The organism is Mesorhizobium sp. CO1-1-8 (assembly GCF_020164875.1).
GTDB lineage: Bacteria > Pseudomonadota > Alphaproteobacteria > Rhizobiales > Rhizobiaceae > Mesorhizobium.
In genome coordinates this window covers 51,420-72,815 of sequence record NZ_JAIUGZ010000011.1, presented here as the reverse complement: position 1 = coordinate 72,815, position 21,396 = coordinate 51,420, and the positions used below count along the sequence as shown (strand labels likewise).

The 21,396-nt window shown below is 58.4% G+C and carries 12 protein-coding genes and 1 tRNA gene; 8 read left to right on the top strand and 5 right to left on the bottom strand.

The annotated features are described in order from the left end of the window. Nucleotides 1-4: 4 nt before the first annotated feature. The 3 genes from LB558_RS21310 to LB558_RS21300 all read right to left on the bottom strand — a co-directional run bounded on the left by LB558_RS21310 (nucleotide 5) and on the right by LB558_RS21300 (nucleotide 3,074). Complete coding sequence (locus tag LB558_RS21310) at nucleotides 5-841, bottom strand: carbohydrate ABC transporter permease (RefSeq protein ID WP_127256867.1); 837 nt, start codon at nucleotides 839-841, stop codon at nucleotides 5-7. Then, nucleotides 838-1,698 (bottom strand): carbohydrate ABC transporter permease, encoded by an 861-nt coding sequence (locus LB558_RS21305; RefSeq protein WP_224699340.1) that lies wholly within the window; start codon nucleotides 1,696-1,698, stop codon nucleotides 838-840. Before LB558_RS21305 ends, LB558_RS21310 begins: the two co-directional genes overlap by 4 nt. Before the next feature lie 104 nt (nucleotides 1,699-1,802). Further along, the gene (locus LB558_RS21300) at nucleotides 1,803-3,074 is read right to left on the bottom strand and encodes an extracellular solute-binding protein (RefSeq protein ID WP_224699339.1); all 1,272 of its coding nucleotides are present in this window, start codon (nucleotides 3,072-3,074) and stop codon (nucleotides 1,803-1,805) included. 85 nt (nucleotides 3,075-3,159) lie between these two features. Here LB558_RS21300 and LB558_RS21295 point away from each other — a divergent pair, with 85 nt between their 5' ends. The 3 genes from LB558_RS21295 (at nucleotide 3,160) to LB558_RS21285 (ending at nucleotide 5,809) form a co-directional block, all read left to right on the top strand. After that, nucleotides 3,160-4,053, top strand: coding sequence for a helix-turn-helix domain-containing protein (locus LB558_RS21295; protein WP_224699338.1), 894 nt, complete (start codon nucleotides 3,160-3,162; stop codon nucleotides 4,051-4,053). A 322-nt stretch (nucleotides 4,054-4,375) separates the two neighbouring features. Next, nucleotides 4,376-4,451: transfer RNA gene (locus LB558_RS21290), tRNA-Phe, on the top strand. 170 nt (nucleotides 4,452-4,621) lie between these two features. Continuing rightward, nucleotides 4,622-5,809, top strand: coding sequence for a tyrosine-type recombinase/integrase (locus tag LB558_RS21285; protein WP_224699337.1), 1,188 nt, complete (start codon nucleotides 4,622-4,624; stop codon nucleotides 5,807-5,809). 74 nt (nucleotides 5,810-5,883) lie between these two features. Here the strand turns inward: LB558_RS21285 and LB558_RS21280 are convergent, their stop codons facing one another. After that, nucleotides 5,884-6,405, bottom strand: a complete 522-nt coding sequence (locus LB558_RS21280; RefSeq protein WP_224699336.1) for a hypothetical protein — start codon at nucleotides 6,403-6,405, stop codon at nucleotides 5,884-5,886. A 150-nt stretch (nucleotides 6,406-6,555) separates the two neighbouring features. Here LB558_RS21280 and LB558_RS21275 point away from each other — a divergent pair, with 150 nt between their 5' ends. The 3 genes from LB558_RS21275 (at nucleotide 6,556) to LB558_RS21265 (ending at nucleotide 13,878) form a co-directional block, all read left to right on the top strand. Beyond that, entirely contained in the window at nucleotides 6,556-6,753 is a 198-nt protein-coding gene (locus LB558_RS21275; protein ID WP_263495355.1) for a helix-turn-helix domain-containing protein, read from the top strand. Between the two features lie 219 nt (nucleotides 6,754-6,972). Further along, on the top strand, nucleotides 6,973-10,704 hold the full coding sequence (locus tag LB558_RS21270; RefSeq protein ID WP_224699334.1) for a poly-gamma-glutamate hydrolase family protein: 3,732 nt from the start codon (nucleotides 6,973-6,975) through the stop codon (nucleotides 10,702-10,704). 72 nt (nucleotides 10,705-10,776) lie between these two features. Continuing rightward, a complete protein-coding gene (locus LB558_RS21265) occupies nucleotides 10,777-13,878 on the top strand; it encodes a hypothetical protein (RefSeq protein ID WP_224699333.1) in 3,102 nt (1,033 codons plus the stop codon). A 55-nt stretch (nucleotides 13,879-13,933) separates the two neighbouring features. On the opposite strand, the gene LB558_RS21260 is transcribed toward LB558_RS21265, so the two are convergent. Next, nucleotides 13,934-19,159, bottom strand: coding sequence for an ATP-binding protein (locus LB558_RS21260; protein ID WP_224699332.1), 5,226 nt, complete (start codon nucleotides 19,157-19,159; stop codon nucleotides 13,934-13,936). Between the two features lie 201 nt (nucleotides 19,160-19,360). On the opposite strand from LB558_RS21260, the gene LB558_RS21255 reads away from it, so the two are divergent. Together LB558_RS21255 and LB558_RS21250 are read left to right on the top strand one after the other, a co-directional pair. Further along, nucleotides 19,361-20,476: a hypothetical protein gene (locus tag LB558_RS21255; protein WP_224699331.1), complete on the top strand. Its 1,116-nt coding sequence runs from the start codon at nucleotides 19,361-19,363 to the stop codon at nucleotides 20,474-20,476. Beyond that, complete coding sequence (locus tag LB558_RS21250; protein ID WP_224699330.1) at nucleotides 20,473-20,820, top strand: HigA family addiction module antitoxin; 348 nt, start codon at nucleotides 20,473-20,475, stop codon at nucleotides 20,818-20,820. The genes LB558_RS21255 and LB558_RS21250 overlap by 4 nt, the downstream gene beginning before the upstream one ends. Nucleotides 20,821-21,396: the final 576 nt, after the last annotated feature.

The window sequence follows — 21,396 nt, the reverse complement described above, 5'->3', positions numbered from 1 at the left end:
CCTCTTACTTGACCGCGCCGGCTGCAATGCCGGCTATGAAGTGACGCTGCAGCAGCACGAAGACGACGAGCATCGGCACCGTCAGCATGACCGCGCCCGCCATGATGCCGCCCCATGACACCTTGGTGAGGCCAATCAGCGTGCCGAGCGCTACCGGCGCTGTCATCGAACCCGGCTGGCTGTTGATCAAAAGCGGCCACAGATAATTGTTCCAGGAGGCGAGGAACAGGATGATGGCGAGTGCGGCCAGCATCGGCCGCGCCAAAGGCAGCGCGACGAAGAGGAAGATGCGCCATTCCTTGACGCCCTCGACGCGCGCCGCATCGAAGAGATCGTCCGGCATCATCGAAAAACTCTGCCGCATGAACAGCACGCCAAGCGAATTGAACAGCGGCGGCACGATCAGCGCCACCCAGGTGTTGGCGAGCTTGAAGTCGCGCGCCACCATGATGAATTGCGGGATCAGCACGACCGCATAAGGCAGCGTTATGGTACCCAGGATGATGGCGACAACCACGCCCTTGCCGAAGAACTGGTAGCGGGCCAGCGCCCAGCCGGCCATTGACGTCAGCAGCACCGACAGGATGGTGTAAGTCACCGCCACCGAGACCGAAATGCCGATGGCTCCGACGAAGTTGGTGTCACGTTGCAGATTGTTGAAATTGTCGATAAAGTTGCCGTGCGGCAAAAGCTCGATGCCGGGGCTGAAGATGCCGTTGTCCGGCATGGTCGAGAACACCACCATCATCCACAGCGGAAACAGCCAGATCAGCGCCAGCGGCGTCAGGAACAGATGCAGAGCGATGCTGCGTCCCAGTCTGGCGGAGGAGCGCGAACTCATTTCGGTTCCCTCGTCAGCCACAGCTGCGCCAGCGTGATGGCGATCGCCAGCCCGGCCATGGTGTAGGCGACGGCCGACGCATAGCCGAAATTGAGCGACCGAAAACCCTGGCGGTAAAGCAGCAGGCCAAGCGTCTCCGTACCGCCGCCCGGCCCGCCGCGCTCGGTGATCAGGAAGGGCTCGGTGAACAGCTGCATGGTGCCGATGATCGACAGCACGAGACAGAACACGATGACCGGCTTCAGGAGCGGCAGGGTGATGTAGAAGAACTGCTTGAGCTTGCTGACGCGGTCGAGCGTCGCCGCCTCGTAGACATCTTCGGGAATGGACTGCATGCCGGCGAGCAGGATGATGGCGTTGTAACCGGCCCAGCGCCAGGTCACCGCGATCATGATCAGCGCCATCGCCGGCGTGACGTTGGAAAACCAGTCGATCTTGGGCAGGCCGACGCTGTTCAGGAGCTTGTTGATGATGCCGAAATCGAGGTTGAACATCAGCCGGAACACCGCCGAATAGGCAACTTCGCCGACCACCACCGGGGCGAAGAAGGCGAAGCGGTAGAGGCCGCGCGCCTTCAAGAGCGGCGAGTTCAAAAGCACCGCCATGACGAGCGCCAGCGAGATCATCACCGGCACCTGGATGACCAGAATGAGCAGCGTGTTCTTCAGGGCGTTGAAGAAGGCCGGATCGCCGATCAATCGGCCCCAGTTGAAGCTCGGCGCGAACCGCCACGGCACGGTGCGCGTCGCCTGGAAGGAGATCATGAAGGAGCTGATGATCGGCCACACCCAGAAGATCGCGAAGATCAGCAGATAGGGCGTGAGGAAGGGATAGGCCGTGGCGTTGCGATTGCGCATTTTTGCCTCCTTCCGCGTTCAAGGGGTGGCGCGCCCGCTGAAACGCCGGGCGCGTTCGGGAATGGTCCCAGGCAGCATCATGCCGCCCGGGGCCATCGTCCAGATCAAGATTTGACGGGCAGTCCGGTCGCCGCGGCGATCTGGCTTGCGGCATCGTCAAGCGCTGCCTTGGCGTCCGGATAGCCGCCGGCCAGATACTTGGTCTGCACGGCGCGGACGATGATTTCGGCGTCGCTCTGGAACTGCGTGCCGCGGCTCGGAACAACCTTCGGCAAGGTGCCGAGAATGTCCTTCCACACCGCCTGGCCGCCCCAGTAAGGAAGGCCTTGCGCGACATAGGGATCGTCGAGCGCTGAGATCAGGGACGGCACCAAGCCGAACTCCTTCAGCATCGTGATCTGGCCTTCATTGGTTCCGAGCGTGTATTTCAGATAGGCGTAGGCAGCCTCCTTGTTCTTGGACGCCGATGTGATGGCCAGGGAAGAACCGCCGAGATTGGCGGCGCGCGGCCCGTCGGCGGTGAGGCTCGGCATCAGATAGACGCCCCATTTGCCGTTTTCACCGGCAGACTCGGTGCGAATAGTGCCTTCATACCAGCCGCCATAGATCTGAGTGGCGACCGTGCCGGCGGTATTGTTGGTGATCTTGGTGCCCCAGTCGGCCGATGAGATGATGCCGGCGTCCTTCATCTCCTTGACCTTGGTCATGGCATCGACGCATTTGGGCTGGTTGACCGTGATCGATTGTCCGTCCTCGGAGAAATAGGCGCAGCCCTGTTCGTTGGAGATCATGCGGAAGAATTCCGAGTCGCCGTTGAAATCGGCATTGGTCATCGAGACGCCTGGGTTGGCGGCCTGGATCTTCTTGCCCGCGGCAATGAAATCATCCCAGGTCTTGATCGACGCTGGATCGACGCCGGCCTTTTCGTAGAAGTCGCGGCGATAAAAGGCGGCCACCGGGCCGGAGTCCCACGGCATCGCGTAGGCCTTGTCGCCCACTTCCAGCTCGGTGCGCTTGAAATCGGGGAACTTTTTCTGGTCGTCGGCTGTGTAGCCGAGCGTATGCAGGTCGACGAAGCAGTCGGGGAACTGGCTCCAGTAATTCTCGGCCTCACCGTTCTCGACGGTGACGATGTCGGGCAGGCCTACGCCGCCGGCGGCGCAGCCGGCGATCGACTTGTCGTAAGTCGGCTGATTGCCGAGATCCTGGACCGTGACCTTGACGTCGGGAAATTGCTTGTTGAAGCCGGCAATGGTCGCCTTCAGCGATGAAGCCGCGACATTCCAGCTCCAGATGGTGATTTCGCCGGATTGCGCGAAGGCCGGGGCTGAGCCCAGGGCAAGCGCGAGCGCGGCGCAGGTCATTGTGATGCGCATTGAAATCCTCCCATTTCATTTGCTCTCTCACTGTGAGCGTGGCTAGACTATGCAGTGGGAAAGGCCTGTCGCCGTCAAAGGGAATATGAAATTGGCGGAAAGTAAGATGCCTGAACGGCCGTTCTACCAGCCTGGGGCCAGCAGCGTGGAAGGCCTGCCGCTGCTCCTGCAGATGTTTCACACCAATCCGCTGGTGATGCTCAAGCCGCATTGGCACGCCCAGGTCGAGGTTAATTTCATCGTGCGCGGCAGCGTGCATTACCGCATGAATGACCACGAGATTTCGCTTTCGGCCGGCGAGATGTGCCTGTTCTGGGGTGGCCTGCCGCACCAGATGGACGATTTGTCCGACGACGCCATCTATGCCGGAGCGCATCTGCCGCTGGTGCATTTCTTCCGGCTGCACCTGCCCACCGACATAAGGCACCGGCTGATGACGGGCGCAACATTGGTGACATCAGCCACCGACCAGTCCGACAACCATAATTTCGAGCGCTGGAGCCGCTACGCCCGGTCCGGCGACCAGGCCAAGGCGGAACACGCCGTAAACGAATTGCTGCTGCGGCTGGAGCGGGTGCGGTTCGAACCTTACCGGCTGGTATCCGCAACTCCGACCGACCAGGAAACAGGCAGTCCCTTCGACCAGCAATCGTCGCGCAATGTCGGTCGCATGTGCGATTTCATCGCCGAAAACTTCCTCTACGACATCGATTGCGTGAACATCGCGGCGGCCGCCGACATCCATCCCAAATATGCCATGAGCCTGTTCAAGAAATCGACCGGCATGACGCTCAACGAATATGTGAACCTGTTGCGGCTGAGCTATGCGCAGGCGCTTTTGATGCATCAGGACGCCAATGTGCTGCGCGTCGCCATGGATTCGGGTTTCGGCTCGCTCAGCGCTTTCAACAAATCGTTCCGCAAGCTCGCCGGCATGTCGCCCTCCGATTTTCGCCGCGGCGTGACCGGCGCCAGATAGATGGCGGCAACCAGTGGCGCGTCCGAGCCGCAAATGCATTGGTGCGCCTCGATCGCCGGCCAAAGGCAGTGCCACGGCATGTCAGCCCGCAATAGCGGCACGGACAAGAATGGCGAAGGCCGGATCGTGCCATGCCGTGCGCCATTCAGGCCTGCAAGCAGCATGGAAACCGGGGCATCGCACGGCATCGCTTTTCCTGCCTGAAATCGCCACCTAGGCGCTGGACAGGCCGAATTCCCGTGCTATAACCCACGCGCTTTCAAGGGACGCCGCACGGTGCCTCGATGAATTCCGGTCTGCGAGTTTTCGTTTGCCGGAACAGGCCCAGATAGCTCAGTTGGTAGAGCAGCGGACTGAAAATCCGCGTGTCGGTGGTTCGAATCCGCCTCTGGGCACCACTTGCCTTTCCCATAGCTTCCCAACCCTTCTCACATCGCCCCACTAATCTATAGAAATCAATTAGTTGGCTGGTCTGGCCCGCTCATGGCGACCCGCCGTGTACCGTTGCAACGCATCAATTTGTGGGTAACGATCCGGGTATTACCCATGCCCAGGAGGTCCGTTACCCATGTCGCTCTCCGATTTCGCCTGTAAGAACGCCAAGCCTAAAGAGAAGCCGTATCGCCTTGCTGATGGTGATGGGCTCTATCTCGTCGTCCAAAGAAGCGGCTCGAAGCTCTGGCAGCTGCGTTATCGCTATCTGCAAAAGGAAAACATCCTCTCTTTTGGCAAGTACCCGCTTGTCTCGCTTCTCGACGCGAGAATGAGGCGGGACAATGCCAAGAGATTGCTGATCGACGGCATCGACCCTTCCGCCAAGCGTAAGGAGGAGAAGGTTGCGGCTCTCACAGAAGCGCGCACCACCTTCGGGCTAATCGCCGAGGAATACATTACACGGATGAAGGAACGGGACGCAGCGGCGGCCACGGTGACCAAAACCGAGTGGCTCCTCGAAGACTTGGCCAGCCCGCTCGCCAACCGTCCCATCCGAGAGATCACTCCCGCCGAGATTCTCCATATCCTTCAGAAAATCGAGAAGAGCGGGCGACGGGAATCGGCTAGGCGTTTACGGGGCGTCATCGGCAGTGTCTTCCGGTTGGCGATTGTCACCCTGCGAGCCGAGACCGATCCCACCCTGGCGCTCCAAGGCGCACTTCAGGCGCCGAAAGCCAACGGCCGTGCCGCGATTACCGATGAAAAGAAATTTGGCCAGCTCCTCGTTGCGATCGATGAGTACGACGGCTGGCCAACCCTCAAAGCCGCCCTCCAGTTCCTTGCCCTTACCTGCGTCCGTCCCGGCGAGGTGCGGGGCGCGACCCGCGGCGAGTTCGACCGAGATAAGGCTGTCTGGCGCATCCCGGCCGAACGCATGAAGATGCGTGCTCCGCACGATGTGCCGCTATCCAAACAGGCGCTTCAGGTCTTGGAAGAGATCTGGCCGCTCTCCGAGCACGGCGGCCTGGTCTTCCCTTCGATCCGTTCGACCAGACGTCCGCTTTCCGAGAACTCCATGAATTCCGCGCTGCGGCGTATGGGCTACGGCAAGGACGAAGTGACCGCCCATGGCTTCCGGGTGACCGCCAGCACCATCCTCAACGCCAACAATTGCGATCCAGACGTAATTGAGGCGGTGCTGGCGCATCAGGATAAGAACGCAATCCGGCGGACCTACAACCGCGCCACCTATTGGGAGCAGCGGGTGACTCTGATGCAGGAGTGGGGAGATTTGCTGGATAGACTAAAGACGGCCCGTTAGTTTTGTCCGCATTCCACGGCAGAGCCGCTGTTCCGGGTTGGCGTGATCGCTGCCGGCATAAGCTCTTGAGCCGTTTACCTGTGCGCCTCCAATGCCGCAACGAGCTTTGCGGCCTCCTTCCAATGCCGCGCTACAGCCGCATGGGTAATGGCGCGATCCGACTGACAGGCTGGCAGATTGCCGGCAATCGCCTTCAGGTCGCGCAGAACGGAAGCGAGGTCTGGCCAAGGGAAATCGGTCGGATCGCCGATATCCCGGTCCGCTCCGACGATCACCTCCAACTTGGCCAATATGCCAGCTAGCGACAGAGCTACTACCTCTGGGAGCGCATCCTGAAGTTTGAGCGCCTCGGTCACAGCCAAGACTTCGGCTTCCTGAGCGACAGCGTATTGGCGGACACCTTCCGGTGCAACGACTGGCGCGCGCTGCTTTGTGATTTCGGCCGGGGTCAATACCTGAATTCCGGTATTGCTGATAATTCTCGTCTCCAACCGCTGCTGCACCCGGCAAAGCAACTGAGACGTATGTTGGGCACGATGCCACGCGGCCCATAGGACGAGAGCAGGGTCGTTTTTTTCCGCTGTTGATGAGGCCATCCAAAGTTCCTCCAACTTGACTCGGACATGTCGTATCTGAATTTAAGATAACTGGAAATCAGATATAATTGAAGTCCTCATCTGAAACCGGATGAGGCAAAATCTGTGGTGAAAACGCTGGGAACGCAGCGCCACCAGTCGTTGATCGCCATGCTTGTTGAAAAGCGCGAGGCCATCGGACTGACACAGACTGACCTCGCAGCGAAGCTGGGTGAATATCAGTCGTTTGTAGCTCGGCTCGAAAGCGGGCAACGGCGCGTAGACGTAATCGAATTCATTGATCTAGCGAAAATTCTGGGATTCGATCCCTCTGTCGCTATCAAGAGATTGGCAGCCGAACCAGACTGAGTATGAACTAACCCCGGCTTAGCCGCTCGCGAGCGCGCCGATAGATGCGCTGTAGCGAGCGAGCGGCGAACGTCGCTCGGGAAAAGGCAGCAGATCCATCCGCAAGAGCCGTCGACTTCGACACGTGGATGGAGTGTTAGCAAGACGCCGGATGGCGCCCCGCTGCATAGAATGCGTTCCCATGCGATGGCAGCCATTGTCAAATTGAGACCTACCTCCATGAACCTCGACGAATACGAAAAGACGTATCTATCAACGTACGATGAGTTTGCGCGAACAGTTCGATTCATCCTGGAAAATGCGTTGCGCGCGCATAAAAACCTCCCTCGGCCCCAATCTGTTCAGTGTCGCGCAAAAGATGTCGAAAGCCTCCGTCGTCGTCTTGTCGAGGCAAACAGACAGGATACTCAGACGCTTGAGCTTGACCGGCGCGATCTCGCCGGCGCTCGGCTCATCTTCTACACCAACAACGACGTTGATCGTTTCTTGGCATCGTCGCTAATCCGCGACAACTTCGAAATCGAGGAGGATTCGACCAAGATCCATCATCCCATTCCGGAGAACGAGGAGGCCCGATATCGCGCGATGCACTACACGATCAGGCTTCGCGAGGATCGAACGCGCCTCCCTGAATACGCAAAGTTCGCCGGCCTGCGCTGCGAGATCCAAGTCCAAACGATCTTGAACCATGCTTGGTCGGAAACCTCTCACGATATTCTCTACAAGGACAAGCTGGGCAACGGCTATGGCGGGGAAGCGATGAAGGCAATCGCCGGCCGATTTGCACGGATTATGGACAAGTACTTGATTCCGGCTGGGTTTGAGATTCAGAAGGCTCAGCAGGAATATGAGCGTCTCCTTCAAGGCAAGAGTCTGTTCGACAAGGACATCGCGACGCTGCTCGATGGTGCTCATAACAACAACGAACGGTACGAAATCCTCTCTGGTTTTAAAGATTACGCGATCTCCAACTACGACGACTTGCCAACCGCTTACGAGGGGCTCAAGGCTCCGCTGCTTCGAGCCGTCAAGGCCGCCCGCGCAACGGGGGCCGTTCCAATAGAAACCACCTATGGAAAAATGGAGGGTTTTGACGCCGCTGCCGTGACCTCGCTTGTTTTGGAGATAATACAGCGGCTGCGCTATGCCGACGTGGTCGGAACATTGCAGCTGCTTATCGATATTTATCGAGACGAGTCGGCTGAGGACATTCGTCAGGCAATTCTAAACGCAGTCAAGCGCCTGGCCGAGTACAGTATCGACGCCTGCAACAAAGTCGGACCGATGCTCCAGATGGCGCTTGTGGACCATCTTGCCGGAATGAGTAGTGCTGAACTGGACAGCATTCGGCCCGTCGCCCTAACTGTTTGGACCGAGGCCATCCAATCCGACATCACAGGTGCCAAGTGGAAAGCTGATTCCGTGGTGCTTAGCACTGGTGCAGTGCCCGCATCCGACCAGCTGATGTTGGTCCGCGACAAGGCGATGAAGGGTCTTTTTGCAGCCTACGAGCGATCCACTGACGACACGCAAAAGCGCAGAGTCCTCGACGCGTTGGACGCGGCCACCAGAGTTCCTAGTCAGGGCCAATATTCCAACGACCTACTGGCCATTACGCTCACGGACTCAACGCGCATTGTCGAGTTTGTGACAACAATGGCTAGCTCAGAAAGCTACGAGCTGCTTCAGCACCTCGAACACCAGTTGCTTTATGACTACCGGCGAACCAAGCCGTTGGCGGGTGACGGGGGGAACCGATTCAACTGTCGAAGCCAAGCTGCCGCGCTCATAGCTGCTATCCTAACGTTCCGCGATACCATCAACGCAGACGACCGGTTCCGCCAGTACAAAGTTCTGGTCGGATTTGAATCTGTCTACCCAGAACATTGGGCGGATGAGGAATTCGACTATGAGAGAGCCGATGAGTTTCGAAAGAGGGAGGCAGATCGCTACATCGAAGCGATCAATGATGCAAACGAGAACCAGTGGTTCGACCTGCTGGCGCGCTGCGCGGAAACCAAGTCGGCCGACCTGGCAACTTTCCCTGTTTTCGGAAATTTCCTCAGCAATTTGGCCGAGCGAAAGCCCGAGGTGGCTGACAGATTATTGGCGAGAGCGTCCGATGATCTGCGCCGCTTTCTCCCAGGGTTCCTTAATGGGCTGTCGCGGAGTGGGCGCAACGAGATTTATGCAAATGTCTTGGAACGAGAATTGGTGTCCGGAACTATGCTGTCAGGCATAGCACGCCATCTTCGCTATTCGGAGGTTAGCAATCCCGATTTCGCGGCACGCCTATTGATGCGTGCTACTGATGCGTTGGACTCAGTGGCGGTAAGCGAATGCCTGCTTTTAGCCTTGGAGCACTACGGGACCGAGCGCATCTCCGACCCTGACAGTTTCTTACGCGACGCTTTGGCATTCCTTACCGTGCGCAAAGATGTCCGATGGGTATCGGAAGCGTGGTTTCTCCGGAAGTCCGCAAAGGTCTACAGCGAGATCACCCCGGAACGAAGAGCGCAAATCCTCGAGAACTTGGGCTATGTTCGCAAAGTAGAATATCAGGCGGAGGCCATTCTCGCTCGGCTGGCCGAAAGTCAGCCGGAGGCAGTCTGGGACTATTTTGGTGCCCGCTTGGCCAAAGACCGTGGCAAAAATGATAGCGAAGGTCCCTTTGAGGCAGTTCCATTCCGGTTCCATGGTTTGGAAAAGCCACTCTCAAAAGATCCCGCACTTGCTATCCGAAAGGGTCTGGCCTGGTTCGCAGACGATCGGAGACTGTTTCAGTTTCGGGGCGGCCGCCTGATTAGTAGCGCATTCCCCCATTGCCCAGCGGAGTTTGCTGCTGCGCTTGCCGATTTAGTAACGGCGGGCGGTGACTTAGAGGCGGACTTCGCGCTTGCGATCCTGCGAAACTACCACGGGGAAATCTCCACACACGCTGCGTTGAAGGAGATCGTGTCACGGTTCCCGGACAATGATCGAAAAATGAGCGAGGTAAGAGCTGTAATCGATAGTACTGGAGTGGTTTCTGGCTCTTTGGGCTTCGCCGACGCGTGGCGAGTTAGAAGAGATTCGCTGTCGGAGTGGCTGTCGGACGAGCGTCCTTCGGTAAAAGCATTTGCCGAGAAGCACATTGCCGAACTCAACCTGCGTATCGCGTCGGAACATCGCAGCGCCGAGTCGGAAAGAGAAATGCGCCGCCGAGACTATGAAGACGAGGACGCAGACACCGACGAGGTTAGCGGCGAAGACGACGATGTGAGCGGAATGTCCGGAAATCAGGCCACATCCGACGTTTCATCTGGAGCGACCGTGCGGTCGACAAAACCGGAAAAAACGTCCGACAAATACAAATCCTATTTGACCCTTGCCGCTGGCGAGACGGAAGGCGGGGACTACAGAAAGTTCTTCACCGAGAAGCCGTTGCCCGTCCTAATTGCCGCTCCTCATGGTGGAACGATCGAACCTGGCACCTCCGAGATCGCCGTAGCGATCGCAGGCAATGACCTTTCGTTGTACTGCTTCGAAGGGTTGAAACCAGACCGTCCTCACTCCGATCTCCACATCGAATCGCATCTGTTTGATGAGCCGGAAGGTCTGCGCCTAGCGGCGGCAGCCGACGTCGTGGTCACCGTGCACGGTCGAAAGGACGAGGGGGATACAGAAAGCGTCTGGCTCGGTGGTCTCGATCACCAGTTGCGCGATGCTGTGGCCAAGAATTTGCAGGACGCGGGGTTTAGCGTCCTCACCACAGGGCATCGCCTTCCCGGCGAAGAGCCGGATAACATTTGCAATCGAGGCAAGCGCGGAGCTGGGGGGCAACTTGAAATCCCAAGGACACTTCGGGATGCATTGATTGCCGACGCCCAAAAGCTGGCGAGCTTTGCCGGCGCAGTTCGGTCTGCCATTGTGCAAACTCACTTAGAGGCTCCGCATGGAACGCGCCCATAATTGGCACCAGCGCCGTTGTGCGGCGCAAACGGCCGCTTATCGGACCGAATGACTCTGAGCCGGCTGTAAACGATGGAATTCACCGCCCTCCAGATTTTGCCGCCCAAGGATTGGGGTCGGTTCGAGGACCTGTGTCGCTGCCTGTTCGCGGCGGTATGGGGCGATCCCTACACGCAGAAAAACGGCCGGACGGGCCAGCCGCAGCACGGCGTCGACGTTTGGGGTCGGGCACCCGGATCCCATGCCGGCACGCACTGCGTCCAATGCAAAGGCAAGGATGCGAACTATGGCGGAAAGGTCACGATCGCCGAGTTCGATGCCGAACTTGCCAAGGCCGAGCATTTCCAGCCCCAGCCCGCCTATTGGATACTCGCAACCACTGCGCCCGCCGATGGAACTCTACAAGAGCACGCTAGGGTTCGCTCGGCGGAACGTGAAGCGCTGGGCGCCTTTCCGGTCAATGTGCTCGGCTGGCAAACCTTGGTGGCTCTGATGGGCGAGCACCCCAAGGTCATCGAGCAATTCTACCCTGAGCATGGCGGCCATATGCAGGAGCTGCTTGCCGCCGTACGCGCGTTACCTCGCCGTGACGAGGTGCTCGCCATGATCGAACAATTCACCGCTGCGGCGAACCAAGCTTCCAGCGATGCGAGGGGCGTCTGGCAGACGCTCCGCTTTGACCAGGGCCGCGGTTTGGGCCCGGCGCTGCTCGGTCGAGCGCTCGGCGCGGCCGACGCCATGCAATGTCCACGATTGCCCGAAGCTGGGGACCTTGTCCGGGAGCTGAAGGCAAGCTATTCGGCGAGGCTTGCAGGCGTGCCGGGCTCGGGAAAGTCGGTTTGCGCGCTCCAGGCAGTCGAGACCTGGGCGAGCAAAGGCTATCGCGTCCTGCGGCTGACCGATCCAGCAAGCGTGCGGATCCAACTGACCGACGATGATGTGCCGACCGTTCATCTTATCGATGACGCCCATCTCACCTCACCTCATAGGCTCGTGCATGCCGAGCAGTGCGCAAGCGAGACGAAGCTGCTCTTGTCGACGTTCACCAGCGTTGATGGAGCGGGTACTCGGCCCGGCACAATACATCTCGATGCTAAGCGCGCGGTCCGGGTGATCGCCGACGAGCTGCGCGCCCGGCATGACGAGACCTTGGCGGCGGTTCGCAAGATTGATGATCGGATCGGCGACGGGCGTGGCCAAGAGAGCATTGACTGGCGGCTCAATGTTGCGGCCCAATCCGATTTCCCCTGGCAGTTCTGTTTTGTGTTGAGCGGCGGATGGCACCGGGTACGATCGATCGTCGCCTCCGCCCGTGCGGCTGGCGCTGACATCTTGCTCGGGGCTGCTGCAATCCGTCAACTTGCGTCACGGGACGCGCGTGCGGACGCGAGCGGCCTCGCACCATTGCTCGGCGCCGCGCAAGTTACGCCAGACGCCGCCGGGCGCGCTATCGAATGGCTCGTCGAACAACGCCTCGTCCTAGCCGCCAACGACCTACGCTGCCCGCACCAGCGCTTCTCCGCCGAAGTCTTCGATCCGATCCTGACGGATCAGGACAAGGACGGGCGTCAACAGATCGCCGCCATGATTGGTCACGCTCTGGCCGATCCAATGATGCCGCTGGCGGGTCTCGGCAGTTTGTTGACGCAATTCCGGATGAGCCGACGCGACACCAGTTGGACCCATCTTATCGGGCGCGACTCGCTCGAGCCCTTTCTCGATCGGTGCTGGACTGCGCAGGCGCCGGCCGACATCGCTGCGGCGGCATATGCCCTGCGCGAAATCGATTGCTACATCGCTGACTATTTCAAGCGCCCAACCAAGGCGCAGATTGAGACGATCGCCCGCTGGTTCAGCGCGCCGATGCCCGAGGCGGCCTATCCAGTTGGCGCTTTCATCAACGGCACCTACCGCAACCGGCGCTTCGGTCGCGCGATCATCCGCGCTTCAAACCCTGAAGGGATCGCCGATGCGTTGAACCAGGCAATGGAAGCGCCGTCGGCAGATTTTGCTTGCGAGGTCACCAAGATGGTCTCGCAGTCCTTCGGCGCGCTAACGCCGGAATGGACCGCCCGTTACCTCACCCGCGTCGATCGCGGAAAGGCCCTGAGATTCATCGCCAACTGGCCGGGTTCGAGCCAAATCTACCACGCTGCATGGTTCTGTCAGCAATTTGCCTACCTGGACGGGGAGTTCGGTTGCGATTGCGTCGAGGCGCTAGGACCAGCAATCGCCGAGCGGATGCGTGCCGACCCGATCGACGCCATCGAGCAGTTGGACGACATATTTGGAAGCACCCTACGGGTCTTCGACCCCCTAGGAGTCTACGTGGGCAAACTGGCACCAACCGCCCGGTCGCGCGCGATCGCCACAAAGCTATGCTCTATATGGGAGCCGAAGGCGCTTGCAGCGAAGCTTTCGCAACTAACGCCGCGTGGTTTCCAGGGCTCGGCCGAACTGCTCAATATCCTTCTAAGACATCGTCGGGATATCTATGAAGAGACGATCGCAGCGCTCGACTGGCAGGCAATCGATGCAGCCATTGGCGACAACTGGGCGAACCTGCCGCATGATGCGGACGTGTTTATTGCTCAATGCCATGCGAGCAAGGTAGGGCGAAAGGAAGTTGCCCGCCTGATCGAAGAGCATATCGAGGAAATCGACCTGCTCGACGCGCGGTTCGCCGTTATGGCGCCGCAAGCTGCGTTTCGGCAGATAGAACGGGGTGCTCGGGTCGACCTGTCTAGTCGCTGGCAGCTGGGTGCGGTCGTCCTAGCTGAATTTCACCAGCGCCGGCCGGCGCTGGTGAAAGCGCTGCTTGGCAATTATCCCTCATTCATGGCCGGCGCGCTCTCCAAGGAAAACCCGAGCTTCTTCGACGAGGCAGTGTTGTTCCTGCGTGTGAGCCGGCAGGTTGCCCCGGAAGCCTTCGAGTACATTCTCAGTCAAGTCGACCTGAGTATAGCCGAAAAAGGATGGAGAAGCGCGCTGACTGGCCGACAAGGCAAACACAAAGTGCGCAATGGGTCTGCCCGTATAGCAATTGCGTGGCTCGCCCACGTCACGAAAAACCGGGCCGATGCCCTGGGCGATCTGGCGCGCAGCTTGCTTGTTGAGTTTCCTAAGGAGACAAAGATTAGCTCAAAGTTGATCGAGCCATTTTCCGATCTATAGGCCACTACAGGTACCACCCTGTCGGATGGGCTTGCGCCACTTGCATCAACTAGACCTATTGGCTTGCCCGTAAGAGCTCTTGTTGAAAGGATCCCGCGCCCCTGACGCCGTTGTCCACCAGAATGTCGGCTATTAGCGAGATCATATCCCGGTACTCAGCCGTCAAGCTTGCCGCCTTTTTTTCAACGACTGATTTGATGATTTCGACTGCATGATCGCCATGCTCGTTCCAGAACGGAAGGTCGCGCTTTTTCGCGACGACGATGTCGCGCAACCAGCAGAGCGCCGGATCAGGCAACAAATCTGCGCCGCTATTATTAAGAAATACAGCAACTGTCGAGAATAGCGACTTGTGAAGGCCGAACTCTCGAACCGCGCGCTCGACAACTGGCATGAACTTCGACCAGTGCGGCCAGTTTGGAGCAACGCTCCATATCCTGGGCGATAAATCAGGGGTCATGCAAAACAGCAGACATTGTGCGCAGCTTTGAAACTCGCGGTCGAGATGCTCCTGTCGCTCTCCATGCCGCCACTCCGGATTGCCGAATACCCATTCCGCCATCTCGTTCCACAAGGCCACGTGTTCATCCTTGATGGTATTGGGAACGAGGAATGCATTGACCATGAAGGAACGCATCAGGCTCTGCATGATGAGCAGCGCGGTCTCGTTGTCTTGCAAAAAAATGCGCTGCAGAAAGACTTGGCGACATTCGTCTGGCGTCAAGGCTAAACAGACCTTTCCACACCAGGCAGAAAAACCGAACACCCATTCAAAGGGTGTGTGGTCACCAAGATATTCACGCCGAGACGCAGCAAACGGCGGGACGATTTCCTGAATGTTCCATTCCATCAGTTGATCAAGCAGGCGCAAGAACAGAGGGCGCATTTCCGCCTGGCTCAAGATCGGATCAAACGTCGATTTGAAGAGGATTTTCTCGGCAAGGTTGAACATGAAGATCGTGTTATTGCGGTCATATCCGTCGGTCTCGCGGTTCCTTCGCACGATCGGCTTTCCCGTCTTGATCCACGGCATCGGGATGTCGGGAAGATTGGTGACCACTTGCGATTGGAGAAGCGTGTCCGCACGCTCAAGGAGCAACAGATTCCGTGCTGCCTCGCGCTGGTCCCATGCTTTCGAATAAGTTTCAGGTATCTCTTCTCGTTCGAGAACGCACTGTCGAAGCCCGATATCCAGCAGCGTCCAATAGAATTTGGGGTGCGCCGCCGCATAGGCTTTCGCAGAGATAAAGACCGCCTCGACAACCCCTGCCAGCGCGTCCACGGCAAGGGAAAGAATCGCATTCATGCAGCGCTCGGCTGCAAAGCCGCGCGCCAACAGTGCTGAGTATCCATGGGCCGCGAACACGGCCGGGTGCATCACGAGCAACCCATCGCGGATCGATATGTCATCGGGTTCTTCGGGCCCGGTCGCTGCGCGGCCGAACACATCAAGACACCAGTCGCCGATCTCATCAGTCCAAGCGCCATCTTCGCAAAAACTCGCCGCGACGAATGCTCCTCCAGCAACGGCTGCTGCACGTTGGCGCGCGAGAAAATCCAACCCCAATCCATCAAAGATATCGTCGCCATCGAAATCCTTGCCCTTCGCAATTGCATGCTCGACCGTGAGATTTTCATAGAGCTTGCCGCTTTCCAGCGACTTGACCGCCGATAGCGCCAATCCGGAAAATTCATTCAGTTGCTCGTTCTCGCGCCGCTGCTCCTGATATTGCGGCTGTTGCAACGAAGGTGGTTCGATCCAAATCTGAATCTGGGAACCATCGGCAGTCTGAGCCGTCTTTAAGTACTTTGGATCGCCCTGTTCGGAAAAGAGCTGCATTTTCTCACGCAGCTGTGCCACATGCTCTGCATGCAGCTTCTCTTCCTCATAGACGAACGGCAGGCGTTTTGGGAAACTCCGTATGCCGCGCAGATAGGTGCGCTTGAGTGCCGCGTCGTTGGACATAAACAGCCGCGGCGCCAGCGAGCGCAGGTCTTGCCCGCGATGCGGCTTCCGGTTCAGTGTCCGCACCGCTTTGAGCTGCATTTCGTATCGATACCAGTCTCCGATCTCATTGGACGGCGTGCTTCTATCCTGAATGAATCGGGCGATGTCCCATTCCCACAGATGCGGACAGGTCACCAAACCGACCGAACAGGCGACCGCTTTTTCCGGGTAGGCGAGGCATAGACTCACGCCGAGGCCGAGCACCGCAACGGTGCCGTTTCCTTGGACCACCTTGCGAAAAACCTCGCCAAAATCCGCGTCCATTTCAATCTGCTCGAACGCCCATTGCTCCAACGCCATGAGCGCGGATTTCACGGCATCGTTGCCCCAATAGCCCCGGAACCAGAGGTAGGTCTGATTGTCTCCCCAAAACGTTTGACGTCCCCATGGCAACGTCACGCGCACCGGCAATGGCGTCAACGACTCGCGTCGATAAGAGCCTCTTGAATGTGCTCCGCGCCAAACCGAAATCGCATGGTTGCACAAGCCATGAACCAGCCTAAGCCCCTGTTCTTCATTGTGCCGCAAAAGGGCCAGAAACGGAGCTTGAATCGGCGAGGCCGGATAGAATTGCTGATGATCGGCAATCCCGAACTTTTCCATGAAATATATGTCAAAGCTGCCGAACGGACCAAGGGGGCCGTCACGCTTTTCAATGAACGCTTTCAGGAAAAAATCCACAAGCTCCGCTGGGAGATGCCTCACCAACGATCCGCAGTTTTGGATGACCCCTGTCCGAAACCGCTTTCGCTTTCGTTCGTCCGCCACCGTCTCATGCAGATATTGGGCGGCGAGTTCAGGCACGCTTCCTGCTGACGAGAGGAACAGCGAGCGCAGGCTCTTTTCGATCTTCTCCTGGTCATCATGGGGAAGATCAATACCGAACGGATGTCGGCGGTCTTTCCATTTGGCTGGATGGCAGGCCGATTCAAACTCTATCAGCCAGTGATAGCTCAGTCCCCCGATTTCGCGGCAATGCCGGATGTTGCCGCCCGCATAGTTGCTCTGCCAAGTCGCCAGGACCGGCAACAAGTCCGGAATGAGTGATGGCGGCAAATGGGGGATCCGTGGCACCAGCCAGTCGAGGAACCGAACCCAGATAATCGGCTTGGGCAGAGCCGCGTAATGCGCAAAACGCGCTCGCTCAGCCGCATTCATGTCCGGGACGAGTTGTTCGTCGAGGAAAAGAGGATTTGGAATGACCTCCAGCGTGCCGATCGCTAGCAACAGTCGCTGAAGGAGTTCGCCGCCGTTATCCAGCAATTCGTCAGTCACATAGTCGAGAAGATCGGTGGTACGCGTTGATTGAAAGCAGGAGGTGAGCACAGCCCGCTGCCACACCGGCCGCAATGATGGCGCGGCCATCTGTTCCAGAAGAGCCTTCCATTGTTCTCCGGTTCGGGTCGTTTCGAGCACATAGGCGCCCAGCAATTGCATTGGACGCACTAGCGCCTGCGGCTGCCCAACCTGTTGAAGGTAAGCGGCGACGCTCTCCTGCCCCCCGACCAAGACTTCGCAAAGCGCCCATTCTTCGTAGATGTCGTGCGCGAACACGACAGAATGGCCGACGGCATTTTCGCGTAAGACGCCCGAGCTAATGAGTTCGGCAAGTGGTTCCGGCGCAAGATTGCGAATCGTGATCGCCGAGTTCGGCGATTGGGCAAGCCGCTGCGCCAAGTCGAGAAGGGCGTTACGCCGGTGCTGCGCTAGTGAAAAATCGCTTCGGTCGGATCCGCCAAGCGTCCACCATAGTTGTAGCAGCTCAACTTCCGTGGCCGGCACATGTGCTGCGCTGGTCTGGCCGGTCAAACCCGCAATCGCCTTCAGGAAAAAAGGCCGTTTGAGGACAACATCCATGCTGCCGGACTGGGCCAGCAACGGCCGCAACCGGGGGATTTCCTCGCCCACCACGTCCAGTTCAGCCTTGCTGAACGCAGCAACCGTGATGCTGCGGAGAGGCAACTTGGCAAGCACGTCCTCGTGGAGCCAGGTTTCAAGGTGTTTGAGGTTCTGCTCACGAACGGTCGCAAGCACTCGCCATTTCGCAAGGTCATCTTGAGCCCCAATCGCACGCAGGACGTCATTTACGGTGAGTTGGACTGCGGGATCGGTGATCTTGTCGATACCGTCGATGAATAAAATCGAAGCGCCGCAGCACGCGAACTCGCGCAGCAGTGCCCCGACATCATCGCGGAGGTCCAACGTATGGGCATGTGCGCTCCATCCTCGCGGATGAATGCGTTGGTCCTTCAGTACAAAGACAGGGCCGAGGCGCGCGTTCTCTTCCGCAATGGCCTTGAGGATTGCCGACTTGCCAGCACCTGGCTCGCCAATGATCTGGATGAAGCCGCCGCCGTCCAAGGCCTCGCGCACCTGCTGGTATGCAGCATCTCGATGCAGCCTTAGGCCGACGATCGTCGACGTGATGTCTCCGAGCGCGCGTAGAGACTCCCGGTGAATCGCCTGAATATCGTTCCAAAAGGATGGCGCCGTTCCTGTCGGCAGGCCCTCTTTCGTAAGATGCCCGACAAGCGTAGCGCGTGACGCTCCGCCACCGACTGGTATCAGTTCACCGGCCTTTGCGATCAAATTGTCCCAGATGCTACCAGCTTGGCCGCGCTTCGCGGGGGAAAGCAAGCGGCCAAGCCGATCAACGACGCTGGCCGCGTCGCGCGACCCATCGCGCCCCTGAAAATCGAAGTGGAGAATTACGAAACCCTTTAGGAATCGCCACAACTCATCGGCGCTGAGGGTACGGCCGAGATGCTTCCCAAGATGGATGCGTATCGTTTCGACAAATGCCCTTTTGTCTTGATGGGCAAAATCCTTCTTGGCAATCCGCTCCACGAAATGATCGCCGTCGATGCTTTCTGAAGCCCAAGTCAACACCGTCTGATAGTGCTGATCGATGCGAGCATTGTAGCTTCCTAGCCCGGCGCCATAGCGCAACAGAGGCATGTCGCCGCCGCTTGCCGCAAACGTGTCCCATGCTCGGCCGAGGACATCGGCCCATTCAGAATCGCTTTCGGTAAAGGTGAGCCGATTTTTGATTTGGAGATGAAGATGGGTCGCGACACCGTTTGCGCTTGTCCCTTGGATCGTCAGATCGTCCAGCGGCTCGCCGAATGCCGCGCGCTGCGTGCGCACAACAGTTGCGTAGAGGCCAGGCAGCCCCCGAAAAGGCGCTTCACAAAGCACTGCTACGAGAGCGGATGCCGCAACTCGCGCTTCAAGGTGTGTTCCGCCGCCGCCGGCCGAATAGGGATTCGTCACGATGATTCCTGTCGTCAATGGCACCAACTGTATAACAGGGTGACCCTAGAACAAAACAGGAATATCAGTGCGCCGACGTCGAGTGGTAGACCCTTCGTACGAAGCAAGGCTGGGCGCTTGCTACGCGGATTTCATTGTTTGCGCACAAAAAACCTTGGGGTTGGAGTGGCGGTTGACATATGTAATGATGAGCATTACATAATGGCTATGAGCTTATTACGCGATCAATGGCTGGAAACGCTTGGCTGTGCGCAGCCGATGCATGTGAGCGCTCCAACTGTGATTGCGCAGTCGGCGTCGCCTTTTTGGACGGACACGCTGGCCGACTTACAGAAGCTTCAGACGTCCGCGGTGGTGCTTGGCGAACATACGCGTCGTTTCGACGCCGGCATGTCAGGAGGCAAAACAGGTTCTGCCGCTAAAGAAATATTGTCTGGATGGGCTCAAGCGCGCCAGCGCAACATCTCGCAGCGCCAGTTCTGGCGCTTCTTTGATTATATCCGGAGCGCCGACCTTGAGCTGCAGGAGGCCGGGACCCGCTTTGTCGGGATCGGTGAACTTGTCGATTGCTCTGTAGACAGCTGCGTTACAGCGACGGTGGCATCGGGCATGGAAGTTTGCTCGCTGCTCGCTTCGATGCGGATGAACTACATCGCTGTTATTGACGGACAGCACTCCGTTAGCGCGATGATGGGAGCGTTAGATCATGATCTTTCCCAGCGCGCTATTCGCGAAATCATCGCAAACGTCCTCGACGAGATAGCTGACCGCACCTTTGAGCGTCCAAGAGCGCTGCTCACGCAAATCCATTGGTTTTTGACGTTCGAGATCGCACGTCGAATCAAGATCAGGTGGAGGCCAGTATTTGCATTTCTGCCAGATGCCGAATTCCAGGGCACGCGTGCCTGGGTCCTGAATTTCCAACTCCGTACCGGTACACCTCCCCCAGCCTTGTTCGATCGATGCCTGGGCGCCGGTCGGGTGCCCATGACTTATGCCATGAGAGCATCAACGAGGTTGGAAAATGCAACGCTTCGCAGACGACGTTACCGAAGAGATTTACTGGACCCGGTTCGCGCCGGGCATCGAAGAGCATATTACGGTCAGGGCACACAAGATCTTGCGGCCGCTTGTCGCCGCGCGGACGCTACAGGACGTTGGCGTACTGGGGCCCGTTCTGCGCTGGAAATCCGCTCCCGGCAGACTTGGCGTGCATGTGGAGGGCAAATGGCACCTCACATTCCGATGGGTAGAGGGAGAGGGCCCGTTCGAAACCCTGTTCGAACGACGTTGACCGGCACGAGGTGCGACATATGACGATCCAAAAGAGCCGCTTCGTGCCGGCACCTCCAGTGTCGCCTGGCGATCACCTTCGCGAGCACATTATGGTGCCGCTCGGCATCACTCAGGATCAATTGGCAGTGGCACTGCAGGTATCGCGCTTTTCGGTCAATCAGATCATTAACGGTCACCGGGGAGTGACGGCCGAGATGGCGTTGCGCCTGGCCAAGGTGACCAGCACGTCACCGGAACTCTGGTTGAACCTGCAGCGCGACATGGACGTCTATCAGGCGCAGTTGAAGCTCGAAAAGCTCTTGCCGAAGCTCGGAGTGCTGCGGCAGGCCAAGGATCTGTCCGAGCTCATCGTCGACGCAGACTGATCGTTTCGTGCGCGCCTGTGTTCGGGCCGCGCTGCTACTCGGCCGTACCTTGGCCGGACTGAAGAAGTTTGTCGATTTGTGACCGTAATATCGTCTCGATCTCTTCGATCAGGATCGAGTTTCGTCCAAGGAGCCCCACACCCTGAGGTGCTCGCCATCGGCCTGCCGGCGACATGGATGTTCGAGGTATTGCTGACGGGGCTGAGCACCTACACCGCGATCCACTCCACCTGCCGCATCGACATGCGTGCGGCGCAAAGCTGTTCCACAATCTGCTCAGTTGCCGATTGCCTATTTCAATCGAAATGCTTCCGATAGCCTAACTGCCACAGGTGGTGCGTAAAGTAGAAATGAATAATTCGAATGCCACCAGGTCACGAGGTCGCGCGGCGCGCGCCAGTGCTTTCTGTTCTAGACAACGTCTCGAAAGTTTTGAAACGCTTGTTCTTTCTTGCGGGCTGTACACGTCAAGCGATTTCGGGGTTCTTAACGAAAGTGGGTCTCGCGGCGGCTACATCAACTTGCTTTCGCATCGGCTGTGTGTTGTTCCTGTCTTCCAAAAACAGGGCCGGGGGA

What these genes read in the sequence shown, in the direction of transcription:
- LB558_RS21310 (WP_127256867.1), bottom strand. Translation starts at nt 841, where the DNA reads ATGAGTTCGCGCTCCTCCGCCAGACTGGGACGCAGCATCGCTCTGCAT.
- LB558_RS21305 (WP_224699340.1), bottom strand. Translation starts at nt 1,698, where the DNA reads ATGCGCAATCGCAACGCCACGGCCTATCCCTTCCTCACGCCCTATCTG.
- LB558_RS21300 (WP_224699339.1), bottom strand. Translation starts at nt 3,074, where the DNA reads ATGCGCATCACAATGACCTGCGCCGCGCTCGCGCTTGCCCTGGGCTCA.
- LB558_RS21295 (WP_224699338.1), top strand. Translation starts at nt 3,160, where the DNA reads ATGAAATTGGCGGAAAGTAAGATGCCTGAACGGCCGTTCTACCAGCCT.
- LB558_RS21285 (WP_224699337.1), top strand. Translation starts at nt 4,622, where the DNA reads ATGTCGCTCTCCGATTTCGCCTGTAAGAACGCCAAGCCTAAAGAGAAG.
- LB558_RS21280 (WP_224699336.1), bottom strand. Translation starts at nt 6,405, where the DNA reads ATGGCCTCATCAACAGCGGAAAAAAACGACCCTGCTCTCGTCCTATGG.
- LB558_RS21275 (WP_263495355.1), top strand. Translation starts at nt 6,556, where the DNA reads ATGCTTGTTGAAAAGCGCGAGGCCATCGGACTGACACAGACTGACCTC.
- LB558_RS21270 (WP_224699334.1), top strand. Translation starts at nt 6,973, where the DNA reads ATGAACCTCGACGAATACGAAAAGACGTATCTATCAACGTACGATGAG.
- LB558_RS21265 (WP_224699333.1), top strand. Translation starts at nt 10,777, where the DNA reads ATGGAATTCACCGCCCTCCAGATTTTGCCGCCCAAGGATTGGGGTCGG.
- LB558_RS21255 (WP_224699331.1), top strand. Translation starts at nt 19,361, where the DNA reads ATGGCTATGAGCTTATTACGCGATCAATGGCTGGAAACGCTTGGCTGT.
- LB558_RS21250 (WP_224699330.1), top strand. Translation starts at nt 20,473, where the DNA reads ATGACGATCCAAAAGAGCCGCTTCGTGCCGGCACCTCCAGTGTCGCCT.